Source organism: Moorella naiadis (nom. illeg.), assembly GCF_051020825.1.
Taxonomy (GTDB): domain Bacteria; phylum Bacillota; class DSM-521; order Neomoorellales; family Neomoorellaceae; genus Neomoorella; species Neomoorella naiadis.
This window is the reverse complement of the sequence record NZ_JAXGFQ010000007.1, coordinates 38,727-51,332: the sequence shown is the minus strand read 5'-3', so window position 1 is coordinate 51,332 and position 12,606 is coordinate 38,727. Positions and strand designations below refer to the sequence as shown.

Sequence of the window (12,606 nt, the reverse complement as noted above, 5' to 3'; positions counted from 1 at the left end):
CATTATTCCAGCCGGTAACTGTCCGGGCTACAAAAAAGGTTACCAGGTAAACAGTAACCCCTTAAAGTTTAGCGCCAAGCTTTTTATCGCCACAATCGCCTTCCACCATTAGTTCCACCGTATTAGTAAGAACGTCGGTATAACTGAAGGAGATACGGCGTTCCGGACTTTTCTGCTCTTCCAGGCGAATAATAAAGATATTAGGATAAGTCTTTTCCAAGACCCCGGTCCGTTCTAGGATCTTTTTGCGGCCTCGGTTGGCCCGTAGTTTTACCTTTTGACCAACGCGGGATTCCAGGTCTTCCCTGATGGTTGCCAGTACTTCCTTTCCCTTCAAATAAGACCACCCTCTTTCCGCGTATACCTTATTATACCGCGGAACGAGGTTAATGTCAAATTATCAAGTTATTTTACTAAAGCCAGAGGCCAATTGTCAAGGGGAATAATGGTATAATAACACCATTGCACCAGGGATTTTTTTAATAGGGCGAGCTGGGATACCCAAGACGCAGTTTACCTTTAATCTCTACTCCACCCACACCTTCGGTACCGGTAATAGTATCTTTAATTATTTCCGCTGGGGCCATAGTCTTCTCAATGGAGGTGTAGGCTACCCGCTCGACAATAAAAACGGGGTCGTAGGCGTGGATTAAAACCCGCAAGGGGGAACTGGCGAAGGTTGCTCCGGCCTTCAACAGGGCTTCATAATGAGACTGGCAGGCACCGGCAAAGATCACCAGATCATCATGGCCGGGTCGTACCACCCGGGCTGCTTTGACTGCAGCCACAAAGTGTTTGGAATGCCGGTAGCTGTCCAGGTCGCCGAAGTCCTTCTTTTCCCGGACCAGGCCGTCGTGGCCTGTCAGGACCAGGATATCCGGGGTATGATCCTGTAACAGCTCTTTTACTTTACCTGCCTGCTGGTCTTCGGGAAGATAAATGCCGTGGGCCGGGACCTTCAGCTGCTCGTAGGCGTGGAGGCACTTATCCAGGTATTCTTCATCGCCATCCAGGTGTAGCACCCGGCCCGGAACCTCAAAAAAATCTCCCAGCGCCTCCTTATCCGCCGGTTTTTCCTTTATCGTTATTTCCTCACCGCGGGTAAGGAGAGCCGCCCTTTCCGCGGCCCGGCGCTGCAGGATCCGCCGGATACAACCGTTATGCCGTTGAATATCGTCGTGGCGATAGCGCAGCACCTCTTCTGCCGGTTGCAATTCCAGGTCTTCAATGGGAGCATCGGCCACCAATCGTACATCCAGGCCCCTTAAAATAGCCGTAGTCGTTCCCGCATCCGTGATCGTCAGGGCCTTGACTTTGAAAAATATATCCTTCTGATAGGATTTACGTGCCACGATATCACCCGGCTTGATTTGATCCACCCTGTTTCCCTCCCCCAAAATGAGATATGTGAGGTGAGAGGTGAGAGGTGGGAGGCTTGGCGAAACTGTCTGCGCCAGTTTCAGACTAAAGCTGGCCTGCCTCTCATCTCTCCCTTTTGCTGTTGGCGGTGTGCCCCCATGAGGGGCTAACCCGAAATGAAATATGACCTCTGATTATTCTATTTTATGTTGCGTTACCCGCAGGTGGTGAACGACAACTTTCGCCAATTCTCAAGCGCAGGAATAAAATATAGTGGAGTAAAACCGGCTGCAGAGGATGGTGAGAACTTGTTTGCCGCCGTCATCCCCGCCTGCAATGAAGCCGGGCGGCTGCTCAAGGTAATTAAAAACCTGTGGCCCCTGCCTCTGGGGCTTTTGATCCTGGTGCTCAACGGCTGCCAGGACGCCACCCTGGTTGAGGTTTTGACCCTGCCGGAACCGCGGATTAAGACTATCCTGTTCACCGAGACCCTGGGGCCGGATGTTCCCCGGGCTATCGGTAGCCTGTATGCCCTGGAGCAGGGGGCCAGGGGTGTCCTTTTTGTGGACGGTGATATGATAGGTAACATCGGCGCGACAATGCAGCGTCTCCTGGAAGCCCTGTCTGCAGGCACGGATCTGGCCCTTTGCAACTGCTACCCCGGACGCCAGCCCCGTTCTCCCCTGGCCGAAACAGTTCTTTGTTATCGTGGTTTGCTGAATAAGGAGCTGGGATTTTGGCCCAGCATCAGTGATGCTACCCCTTCCCACGGGCCCCACGCTATCTCCCGCCGCTTACTCCTGAACATACCCCCGGTTGACCTGGTCGTACCTCCCTTGATCCTGGTCCATGCTCGCCGTACCGGCTGCCGGGTGGCTGTGGCCGTCGAGTTGGAACATATCTATCTGGGTTCACGCCAGCGCCCCCATCCCCATGCCCCTACCATGGCTACGACCCTCATTGGTGACTGTATCCAGGCCCTCAGGGTTGCCCGGGGCGAACCCCCCGGACGTTCCCTGGGCGGGTATAATTACCTGGGCTACGACCCCCTCCGCCGGCGCGACATCCTGGCCGAAGTTCTTTCTGGCCGGCGGCCCCTGGCCGTAATCTCTATTTACCATAATACACCATCCATGGCAACTATTTGGTAATGACGGATTATGTTAATTAAAGTTATAATAGAGGTAAGCTGTATGGCCTGTCCTGGTAAGATAAAAAAGTTTAAGGAGTTGATGGCAATAATTAGGCAAGACCATACCCGCTGGCGGTTGTTTCTATTGGTTACCTTCCTGTTAACCGGACTCCTGGCCTTCGCCGGTACAGCCGCCGCAGCAACTTATACCGTCCAACCCGGTGATACCCTATACCTCATAGGCCAGCGCTTCGGCATCAGCGCCTGGGAATTACAGAAAGACAACAATCTGGACAGCACCTGGATCTATCCGGGACAAACCCTCTGGGTTCCCGACCAGGGCAGCAGTACTTATGTCGTCCAGCCCGGCGATACCCTTTTCCTCATCGGCCAGCGTTATGGCCTATCGGCCAGCCAGTTGATGGCGGCCAATGGCTTATCCAGTGATGTTATTTATCCCGGCCAGACCCTCCGCCTGCCTGGTGGGAGCCCGGCACCCACAGCTTCCAGGGGTACAAGCCCCGGCTATAACTCCAGCGACCTGGATTTGCTGGCCCACCTGGTCTATGGCGAAGCCCGGGGTGAGCCCTATGCCGGGCAGGTAGCCGTAGCCGCCGTGGCTATTAACCGTACCCGGGACGGCCGTTTCCCGACGACCATTAAGGGGGTTATTTATGACGTCGACGCCTTTACCTCGGTGAGCGACGGTCAATTCTACCTCGATCCCGACGCTACGGCCTACAAGGCAGCCCGGGAGGCCCTGCGGGGGTACGACCCCAGTGGCGGTGCCCTTTATTTCTGGAATCCGGCCGAAGTGCCGGCCGGCTCCTGGGTCTGGACGCGAACCATAATTACCACTATCGGTAACCATGTCTTTGCCCGCTAGGCAAATTACTACTCTCACAGGACGCCAGCAGCGGATGCCAACGGAAACGCGGTAGTCCCACCTCCATTTCCCCATGGGTAGCCACCGGACCCGTAAAGGAGAAGCGGCCCGTACCCCGGGCCGCTTCTCCTTTCCACGTTACATAATACTGCGCTCCTGGTAATGACTAATATCCTTCTCCTGCCGGACCTCCCCCCCTGATTCCAGCCAGAGATTCCCGGCGGTGCCTTCTGGTAATCCCTAAACGCTCTTGGTGTATTTGTCGGCTACCTTGGAGGCGCCGCAGGAGTAAGGTTTGATCTTGGCGGCAAAACCGCTGCCCACCACCATGCCGACTATCTCCCGGATTAACTCTTTTGTTTCGCCGTTAGGGCCGATATCCAGGTGAATCTCCAGGTTCAGGTCGGCATGGCCGTTGGCCGCCAGCTTCTGGGCGATGAAGCTGGCCGTCTCCAGGCTGAGGGCCGTTTCGTAAAAGATCTTCTGGCGCAGGGAGCTAATCTTGCGCTGGTACTTTTTCCGGTAGTAATAACGGGCCCCCCGGCCCACCTGGTGCACAATGACGGCCGTGACGAAACAGGTACGTACCCGGGCCTGGGAATCCGAACCGATGATGATTTTATAATTGGCCTCCGGGTTAGCATCAACGAACTGCATCATATCAATGAACATCTCGTCTTCCGTCAGGCGACCCCGGGTAGGACTGGTAAAATACACTGGTTCCACCTTCTTCCCTTTCTTGCTGGAGCTATTACTGCCACGCCTGGCTGATCCTGGCGAATTCCGCCAGGGTCAGAGTTTCTCCCCGGCGCCGGGGGTCAATGCCGGCCCGGGCCAGGATCCTGGTTAGATCCGCCTTCTCCCGTTCCAGGCTGCCCAGGGCATTGAGGATGGTCTTGCGCCGCTGGTTAAAGGCGGCCCGAATTAGCCGGAAAAAGAGGTCCTCATCCGCCACCGCCACCGGTGGCCGGGTCCGGCGGGTCAATTTAAGGACCAGGGAATCTACCTCCGGCCGGGGGTAAAATACCGTCCGGGGAACCCTGAGGGCGATGGCCGGCTCCGTATAATACTGCACGGCTACGCTTAAAGCCCCATATTCCTTACCTCCGGGCCGGGCCAGCAGGCGGTAACCCACCTCGGCCTGGACCATGAGTACCATTAATGCAATCCGGAACTCGCCGGTCAATAAGTGCAGCAGGATCGGGGTAGTTATATAATAAGGAAGGTTGGCCACGACTTTATATGTGGGCAACCTTCCCTCTTGAATTCCCAAAGATTCAGCGACCAGGTGATCGAAGTTAAGCTTCAGGGCATCACCGGCCACCAGGCGAACGTTAACCTTACCGGCCAGGGTTTCCGTCAGGGTGGCGAGCAATTCCCGGTCGATTTCTATAGCTATTACCCGGCCGGCCCTGGCCGCCAGTTCCTGGGTCAGCGCCCCCAGGCCGGGACCGATTTCCACAACAGTATCACCAGGGCCTAGTTCGGCGGCCTGGGCGATTTTGCGAACGATATTAGCGTCGACGAGAAAATTCTGGCCACGGGATTTACGTGGGACCAGCCCCTTTTCCCGGACCAGCGCCAGGGTTCGCCCCGGCGTGGCTACAGAATCCACCCTGATCCCTCCGCATGTATTATACTACATCCGGGGCTGCGGTACAAATATAACTGTCCCCTGATAAGGCAAAACCACCCCGCGCGGGGTGGTTTTGCCCGTTAGCCTTATTTGCCCTGGTAGTATTATCAACGCAGGATATAGACCCTTACCCGACGGACGCCCCAGCGGTAGGTATCCGCCTCGGTATCTAAAAAGACATCAATGCGGTCGCCCTTGATGGCACTGCCGATATCCTGGGCAATGCCGAAACCATAGCCTTCCACGTAGAGACGCGTACCCAGGGGGACTACCGCCGGGTCTACGGCGACAGTCCCTACCCGGGGATAGGCACCGCTGGCCGTAGCGGCGCCGGAGTGGGTGTAAGCCGTAGCCGTGGCCCAGAAAACGCGTTCAAACTGAAACGTACGCCCCTCACGGGAGGCCGTATCTATAGTGCCAACGGCAATTACCTCCGGTACGGGCTCTTTAATTGTTTCCGAGGACACCAGTTCCCGGTTCACCTCCTGGCCGTCTTCCATGGTGATCCGGTAGGTCTCCCGTTGCAGGCCCTTTTCCCCCTTTTGCACCAGGCTGATGGTGCCCTTTTCCCGCTGCGGGTCGGGGCGGCGCTCCACCCGGTAAGGGATCTCTTTATCGATACTCTCGGTTTTGGTGGTTACCCGAATTACCTTGATGGTATCCCCGGCGCCAACGGTTGCGTTGGGATCCGGCGTTACTTTATCGCCGGGGTTCAGGTTGACTCCTGCCTTTTTCAGGACAACGGCTACTGGAGCCGGGGGCGTTAAAACCTCCTGCTCCCGCCCTTCGACGCTTATTTTAATTGACACGGCCCGTTGCACGGTGATGACTATATCTTTCGTTACCGGTGCCTCCAGGGCCGGGGTTACTACGTCCTCTGCCCCCAGGGTGATATGTTTTTCTTCCAGCAGCCGGGCGACCGTCGGAGCAAAGGTCCGGGTGACAATCTTTTGTCCGTCTACCTCCACGACTGCCCGTTTCCAGGCGTAAGTTACTACGCCCCACCCGGTGCCGGTAAGAAGCAGCAGTGCTGCCATCAGAATCCAGAGCCAGGGCCGGCGGCGCCCCCGGGCGTGTTTTTGACGCCACTTATCAATCCAACCGTCCATGGGTCACCTCCTGAATAAATAAAGCTAGCTTCTCCCCTTAACATGATATAAATATTTCGACGCGGGGGTAAGATTTTCCTGCCCCCGCATCTGGAAACTTTTGTCTAGTTTTCGAGAATCCGGACAGTTACCGGTCGCCGGCCCCACTGGATGGCCTCATTTTCACTATCCATAAAAAGATCAATGCGGTTACCTTTAATCAGGCCCCCGGTATCCTGGGCCACGGCATAACCGTAGCCCTCCACATAGAGCCTGGTGCCCAGGGGTATAACCCGCGGGTCTACAGCGACAATGCCCCGGTAGGGCCAGATACCTGTTGCCGTCCGGTTACCCGTATGGGTGTAGGCCGTTGCCACCACTTTAATAGTTTCTCCGGCCCGGGCGGCAACCGCAGGATAGGCCCTGCTGCCGTAGGCTACTACTTTGGGCCGGGGCTGGACCTCGATCCAGGTGTCGACTAGCCGGCGCCCAATTTCTGCACCGTTTTCCCGAGTGACCAGGTATTTATAGTAACGCACCCCGGGTTGCCCCTCCTGGACCACCTTTTCCTGTCCGGGAGGCAGGTAATAATCCGGCCGGCGCACCACCCCTGGAGCTACCGGTTCCTGCTGTAACTCTATCGTATCCTCGACCCGGATTACCCGGATGTACTGGTAGCGATCAGCACTGCCCAGGTTGCTCTCCACCCGGTCCCGGGGACCCAGAGTGATCCCGGCCCCGGCCAGGACTCCGGCTACTGCCGGCGACGGTGCCCCTGACCAGAGGTTTTGTCCGGCGATCTCCACCTGTACTGGCATACCCCCGGCCATGGTCAACTTCAAGCCGGGCCAGAACCAGCCGCCGGGCAGGGGCAGAAGCCAATCTCCCAGTTGCAGCTGCCCCTCCTCCAGGCCCCGGCTGTCGCCAAATAGCCAGTTATTGGTGCTTACCTGCCGTGCCTGGCCGTCAGCATAGATATCTACCCGGTTGCTGGTCCAACCAACCAGGAGCAGGGCTTGCAGCCCTGCCAGTAGGCAGAATAAGATTGCCAACTTGCACCCCCGGCCGGCTGGGCACCGGCCGGAAGGCGGTCGCAGCGGAAACATGGCTTCACTCCTTCCAATATACACCAACTATAGTCTTAGCAGAATATTTAGGTTTTATACCCTGGCTGCTGCCAATTAAAAAGCCCGCCCCTTGAGTAAAGGGACGGGTTGGTGGAATAGTCGCCAGTTATACCTTTGTAAATAACGAATGTAAATAACGAAGCAAAAATAAAACCCTTGTCACATCCCAAACAACCTTCTAGCGTTGGTGGTGGTAGCAATGGCTATCTCTGCCGCCGTTTGGCCCCGGGCGGCGGCCAGGGCTACAGTTATCAGGCTTACGTAAGCCGGTTCGTTGCGGTGGCCGCGGTGGGGTTCCGGGGTCAGGTAGGGGCAGTCGGTCTCGATAAGCAATCGTTCCAGGGGCACCCGGGCGGCTATGGCCCGCTGCTTAACGGCGTTTTTAAAGGTCACCGGCCCGGCAAAGGAGATATAAAAGCCCAGTTCCAGGCACTCACGGGCCATCTCCCATCTGCCGGAAAAGCAGTGGAGAACGCCGCCGGCCGGCAGGGGGGCGGCCTTTTTTAACAGGCGCAGGGTATCCTCGTGGGCGTCCCGGTCGTGGATAATCACCGGTAAGCGTAATTCCCGGGCCAGGTCCAGGTGCCAGCGAAAGACCTCCTGCTGGCGCTGGCGGGGGGAGAGGTTGCGGTAGTAATCCAGCCCCGTCTCGCCAATAGCCACCACCCGGCCGTCCCGAGCCAGGCCGCGAATAGTTGCTTCCGCTGCCGCATCAAAGCCCAGGGCATTGTGGGGATGGACGGCCACGGCAGCATGGATATAATTCCGGCTATGGGCCTGTTCCACGGCCCGGCGGGAGGAGGGCACGTCGTAGCCGACGTTGACCAGCCCTACCACCCCGGCCTCCTCCAGGCGGGCCAGCACCTCATCCAGGTCGCCGGCAAAGGCCGGGTCATTCAAATGCGCGTGGGAATCGATGAGTGCCATCATTTTCAACTGCGCCGGCCTAGCGCACCTGGGCGCCGTCTTTAATGGCCCGCTCCGGGGTTACCAGGCTTAAAGACTCGTCGTCTACGGCCGCCAGGACCATCCCCTGGGAAACAATGCCCCGCAGTTTCGCTGGCTTCAGGTTGGCGACTACGACTACCTTTTTACCCACCAGTTCCTCCGGCTGGTAGTACCGGGCGATGCCGGCCACGATAGTCCGCTCCTCATCCCCAATCCGGACCTGGAGTTTTAAGAGCTTATCGGCATTGGCCACCTTTTCGGCGGCCAGGACTAGGGCTACCCGTAGTTTAATCCGGCTGAACTCCTCGATGGTAATTTCCTCTACCTCTGGTCCGGCGCCAGCCGTTCCCGTAGCTGTAGGTGCTGCCTTTATTGGTTCCGCTTTTGCTGGTTCTATCTTCTCCGTCACCGGTACTTCTCCTTCCCCTTCCTTTAAATCGATCCGGGGGAAGAGGGCCTCCCCCCGCTTGACCCTGGTACCTGCAGGTATACCGCCCCAGGATGCCAGGCTCTCCCAGGTGCGGGCCGCCGGGACGTCCGCCAATCCCAGCTGCTGCCACACCCGGCCGGGGATGCCGGGCATAAAAGGACCGACCATAATCGTCGCCTGGCGCACGGCCTCGGCCAGGTTATAAAGGACCGTCTGCAGGCGCGGTTTTTTCCGGGGGTCCCGGGCCAGGGCCCAAGGGGCCGTTTCTTCAATGTATTTATTGGCCCGGTTGACCAGACGCCAGATGGCGGCCAGGGCGCGGGCAAACTCATAGTGGTTCAGGGCAGCGTCCACCTCAGCCGGGATGGCTGCCGCCAGGGCGGTCAACTCCTCGTCCGGTGGTTCCGGCGCTGCCGGGGCCGCGATGATCCCGCCGTTAAACTTCTCGATCATGGCCGTCGTCCGGCTGAGGAGGTTGCCAAAGTCGTTGGCCAAGTCGGTATTGTAGCGGTTGACTAAGGCCTCTTCGCTGTAATAGCCGTCGGCACCATAGGGCATCTCCCGCAGGAGAAAATAACGGATGGCGTCGGCGCCATAGCGGTCAATGAGGACCAGGGGGTCGACGACATTACCCTTGGATTTCGACATCTTGCCGCCATCCACCAGCAGCCAGCCATGGCCGAAAACTTGGCGGGGCGGCTCGATCCCGGCGGCCATGAGGATAATGGGCCAGATGATGGTATGAAAGCGGACGATATCCTTGCCCACCAGGTGGACGTCCACCGGCCAGTACTTGCGGAAGAGATGGTCATCCCCTGTACCGTAGCCCAGGGCCGAGATGTAGTTGGTCAGGGCGTCGAACCATACATAGATGACGTGTTTGGGGTCCATGGGCACCGGGATGCCCCAGTCAAAGGTCGTCCGGGAGACGCAGAGGTCTTCCAGGCCGCCCTCGATAAAGCTGAGCATTTCATTGCGCCGGGTGGCGGGCTGAATAAAGTCGGGGTGATCCTTGATATACTGCAGCAAGCGGCCGGCGTATTTACTCATCCGGAAGAAGTAGCTCTCCTCCTGGACCAGTTCCACCGGGCGGCCGCAGTCGGGGCATTTGCCGTCCTGGAGCTGCCGTTCCATCCAAAAGGTCTCGCAGGGGGTGCAGTACCAGCCCTCGTAAGAAGATTTATAGATATCGCCCTGATCGTAGATCTTTTGTAACAAGGCCTGAACGACCCGCATATGGCGCGGCTCGGTGGTGCGAATAAAGTCGTTATAGGATATATTGAGGCGCCGCCAGAGCTCCTGGAAGGTGGCTACAATCCGGTCGACATACTGGATGGGTTCCAGGCCTGCCTCCCGGGCCTTGCGCTGGATCTTCTGGCCGTGTTCGTCCGAACCGGTGAGAAAATAGACGTCGTAACCCCGCAGGCGTTTGTAGCGGGCCAGGGTATCAGCCATGGTGGTCGTCAGGGCATGGCCGATATGCAGTTTATCGCTGGGATAATAGATAGGGGTGGTAACATAGAAAACCTTATCCCCCAAGTGGGTCGTCCCCTTTCGGCAATTTCAGGAGTATTATATTAAAAACGGGAGCAAGGTGTCAAGTTTTGCCTGTAATGGTGCGAGAATGCTATTTTTTTGTCCAAAATATGGTTGACGTTTACTGGAAGTATTGGTATCATATAGACAGGTTGTCGAAACATGTTGAAAGAGGGAGGGGAGAAAGCCATGATTAAATCCACAGGTATTGTCCGGAAAGTGGACGAGCTTGGCCGGGTGGTCATTCCCATCGAACTGCGCCGCACCCTGGGTATTGACGAACGCGACGCCCTGGAGATCTATGTCGATCATGAGAAGATCATCCTGAAAAAATATGAGCCAGCCTGCGTCTTCTGCGGTAACGCCGAGGATGTCGTCAACTTCCACGGCAAAAACGTCTGCCGCGAATGCCTGGAAGCCATGAGCGAGCAGGCTAAGGCCGTCTAACACGGCCGCCTAAAAGTAATTAAGGGTTACCGGGGGCACCGCGGGGTGCCCCTTATTTATTGTGGGCTTCACCCCTGCGTTGCTCCGCCTCCAGGCAGGCGCGGTAGATCTCCCGTCGCGACTGGCCGTACCGGCGGGCCACCTGCTTCATGGCCTCCTTGTGCTCCATGCCGCCGGCCACTAGTTCCGCCACCGCTAGCGCAGCTTGCTGGGGGTCATAGGCCGGCCGGGATGCCGGTGGCACCCCGGCGATCACCAGGGTAATCTCCCCCCGTGGTTGGTTGGCCTGGAAATAACTAGCGGCCTCTGGAAGGGTCCCCCGCCAGATAGTCTCAAACTTTTTCGTTAACTCCCGGGCTACAGCCACCTGCCTGGCACCAAGGGCACGCGCCAAATCAGCCAGGGTGACCGCCAGCCGGTGCGGCGCTTCATAAAGAATCAGGGTCCGTTCCTCAGCCGCCAGGATCGCCAGGCGCTCCCGACGTTCTTTACCGGCCCGGGGTAAGAAGCCCTCAAAAACAAAGCGGCCCGCCGGCAACCCGGAGGCCACCAGGGCCGTCAGGGCGGCACTGGCCCCCGGCACCGGTACCACCGTCAGGCCGGCGGTTATCACAGCCCGGACCAGCTCCTCGCCAGGGTCACTGATACCCGGCAGGCCAGCATCGGACACCAGGGCGATATCCTTACCCTCCCGCAACAACCCCAGCAGGTAAGGGGTTTTGGCGGCCAGGTTGTGGCGGTGGTAGCTGGTTAGGGGGGTATGGATAGCGTAGTGGGCCAGGAGCTCCCGGGTATGCCGGGTATCCTCGGCGGCAATCAGGTCCGCCTCCCGCAGCACCTTGAGGGCCCTGAAGGTGATATCCTCCAGGTTGCCAATGGGGGTGGCCACCAGGTAGAGACTAGCCATCAGGCAGTAGCCCCTTCTTTTCTAGGAAGCTCTGGCAAAAAAGGCACCCTTCCTGGCCCCGCACCCGGGCGAAATGGGGCGGGCAGACGTGATACCCTTCGTTGTAGAGGCGTACCAGCTGCTGATGCCCCCCCTCGCCGTCACCGGCAGACATGATGAGGGTGCGCAGGCGCTGGTTTTCTTCCTCCAGAGCCCGGGCCCGGGACTGCAGGCGCCGGACCTCCTTCAGGGCCTCGTTTAGCTGCCCCTCCAGCCCAGCCAGGGCTGCCAACAGCAGGCCCCCGGTATCTTCCGGTTGATTAATGCTCATGACACTCTCCTTCGATGGCTGCCAGGGAGAACTCCATAGCTCCCTGTTCGGGTATTTCCACAGTAACCTTTTCCTTAAGGATGTTAATCCCCGTCACCCGACCGCAGCCTGCCGGCGTCCGCACCGTAGCCCCGCAGTGGGGCAGGCGGCGCCGGGCGTCTTCATAAGCCTCATTTTCATAACGCAGGCAGCACATCAGCCGGCCGCAGAGGCCGGAGATTTTAGTAGGGTTTAACGATAAGTTCTGTTCCTTGGCCATGCGAATGGACACCGGGTCAAAGTCGCCCATAAAGGTGGCACAGCAGATGGGCCGGCCACAGCAGCCCAGGCCGCCCAGGATCTTGGCTTCATCCCGGACACCGATCTGGCGCAGCTCAATGCGGGTGCGGAAGATTGACGCCAGGTCTTTAACCAGTTCACGGAAGTCCACCCGGCCGTCGGCGGTGAAATAAAAGATAATCTTGCTGATGTCAAAGGTGAATTCCACATCGATTAGTTTCATGGGCAAGCCGTGTTCCTGGATCTTCTGCTGGCAGATGGCAAAGGCTTCTTTTTCCTTTTGGCGGTTGGTAGCCACCTGCTCCAGGTCAGCTGGGGTCGCCCGGCGGAGAACGGGACGCAAGGGCTGCACCACCTCGGTTTCTTCCACCTGCCGGGGGGTAATGACTACCTCCCCTAATTCCAGGCCCCGGGCTGTCTCGACGATTACCTGGTCCCCCTGCTGGAGTTCCATCTCTCCCGGGTCAAAATAGTAAACCTTACCGGTTTTTTTAAACCTTACCCCGACTACAGTAATGATG

The 12,606-nt window shown here is 58.0% G+C and carries 14 protein-coding genes; 3 read left to right on the top strand and 11 right to left on the bottom strand.

The features are described from left to right. Positions 1-61: 61 nt before the first annotated feature. Both SDD30_RS06305 and yabG read right to left on the bottom strand, forming a co-directional pair. Positions 62-337, bottom strand: coding sequence for a Veg family protein (locus SDD30_RS06305; protein ID WP_434074078.1), 276 nt, complete (start codon positions 335-337; stop codon positions 62-64). Between the two features lie 142 nt (positions 338-479). Beyond that, the gene (gene yabG / locus SDD30_RS06300) at positions 480-1,379 is read right to left on the bottom strand and encodes a sporulation peptidase YabG (protein ID WP_434074077.1); all 900 of its coding nucleotides are present in this window, start codon (positions 1,377-1,379) and stop codon (positions 480-482) included. Positions 1,380-1,667: 288 nt separating this feature from the next. On the opposite strand from yabG, the gene SDD30_RS06295 reads away from it, so the two are divergent. Both SDD30_RS06295 and SDD30_RS06290 read left to right on the top strand, forming a co-directional pair. Beyond that, positions 1,668-2,510 carry a glycosyltransferase family 2 protein gene (locus SDD30_RS06295; protein ID WP_434074076.1) on the top strand — a complete coding sequence of 281 codons (843 nt, stop codon included), beginning with the start codon at positions 1,668-1,670 and terminating at the stop codon, positions 2,508-2,510. A gap of 81 nt (positions 2,511-2,591) precedes the next feature. After that, the gene (locus SDD30_RS06290; RefSeq protein ID WP_434074075.1) at positions 2,592-3,377 is read left to right on the top strand and encodes a LysM peptidoglycan-binding domain-containing protein; all 786 of its coding nucleotides are present in this window, start codon (positions 2,592-2,594) and stop codon (positions 3,375-3,377) included. A gap of 240 nt (positions 3,378-3,617) precedes the next feature. Here the strand turns inward: SDD30_RS06290 and SDD30_RS06285 are convergent, their stop codons facing one another. The 6 genes from SDD30_RS06285 to metG form a co-directional block, all read right to left on the bottom strand. Further along, complete coding sequence (locus SDD30_RS06285; protein WP_434074074.1) at positions 3,618-4,094, bottom strand: ribonuclease H-like YkuK family protein; 477 nt, start codon at positions 4,092-4,094, stop codon at positions 3,618-3,620. A 34-nt stretch (positions 4,095-4,128) separates the two neighbouring features. After that, positions 4,129-4,992: a 16S rRNA (adenine(1518)-N(6)/adenine(1519)-N(6))-dimethyltransferase RsmA gene (rsmA, locus tag SDD30_RS06280; RefSeq protein WP_434074073.1), complete on the bottom strand. Its 864-nt coding sequence runs from the start codon at positions 4,990-4,992 to the stop codon at positions 4,129-4,131. A gap of 128 nt (positions 4,993-5,120) precedes the next feature. Continuing rightward, the gene (locus tag SDD30_RS06275; protein ID WP_434074072.1) at positions 5,121-6,122 is read right to left on the bottom strand and encodes a resuscitation-promoting factor; all 1,002 of its coding nucleotides are present in this window, start codon (positions 6,120-6,122) and stop codon (positions 5,121-5,123) included. 104 nt (positions 6,123-6,226) lie between these two features. Continuing rightward, on the bottom strand, positions 6,227-7,153 hold the full coding sequence (locus SDD30_RS06270; RefSeq protein WP_434074071.1) for a 3D domain-containing protein: 927 nt from the start codon (positions 7,151-7,153) through the stop codon (positions 6,227-6,229). Between the two features lie 234 nt (positions 7,154-7,387). After that, positions 7,388-8,158 (bottom strand): TatD family hydrolase, encoded by a 771-nt coding sequence (locus SDD30_RS06265; protein ID WP_434074070.1) that lies wholly within the window; start codon positions 8,156-8,158, stop codon positions 7,388-7,390. A 16-nt stretch (positions 8,159-8,174) separates the two neighbouring features. Next, a complete protein-coding gene (metG, locus tag SDD30_RS06260; protein ID WP_434074069.1) occupies positions 8,175-10,145 on the bottom strand; it encodes a methionine--tRNA ligase in 1,971 nt (656 codons plus the stop codon). Between the two features lie 186 nt (positions 10,146-10,331). Here metG and SDD30_RS06255 point away from each other — a divergent pair, with 186 nt between their 5' ends. After that, entirely contained in the window at positions 10,332-10,589 is a 258-nt protein-coding gene (locus tag SDD30_RS06255; RefSeq protein WP_109207701.1) for an AbrB/MazE/SpoVT family DNA-binding domain-containing protein, read from the top strand. A 52-nt stretch (positions 10,590-10,641) separates the two neighbouring features. On the opposite strand, the gene rsmI is transcribed toward SDD30_RS06255, so the two are convergent. Genes rsmI through SDD30_RS06240 form a run of 3 tightly spaced genes read right to left on the bottom strand, consistent with a single transcriptional unit; the run spans position 10,642 to position 12,605 of the window. Then, complete coding sequence (rsmI, locus tag SDD30_RS06250; RefSeq protein WP_434074068.1) at positions 10,642-11,496, bottom strand: 16S rRNA (cytidine(1402)-2'-O)-methyltransferase; 855 nt, start codon at positions 11,494-11,496, stop codon at positions 10,642-10,644. Continuing rightward, a complete protein-coding gene (locus SDD30_RS06245) occupies positions 11,489-11,806 on the bottom strand; it encodes an initiation control protein YabA (RefSeq protein ID WP_434074067.1) in 318 nt (105 codons plus the stop codon). The genes rsmI and SDD30_RS06245 overlap by 8 nt, the downstream gene beginning before the upstream one ends. Continuing rightward, the gene (locus tag SDD30_RS06240; protein WP_434074169.1) at positions 11,796-12,605 is read right to left on the bottom strand and encodes a PSP1 domain-containing protein; all 810 of its coding nucleotides are present in this window, start codon (positions 12,603-12,605) and stop codon (positions 11,796-11,798) included. The genes SDD30_RS06245 and SDD30_RS06240 overlap by 11 nt, the downstream gene beginning before the upstream one ends. Position 12,606: the final 1 nt, after the last annotated feature.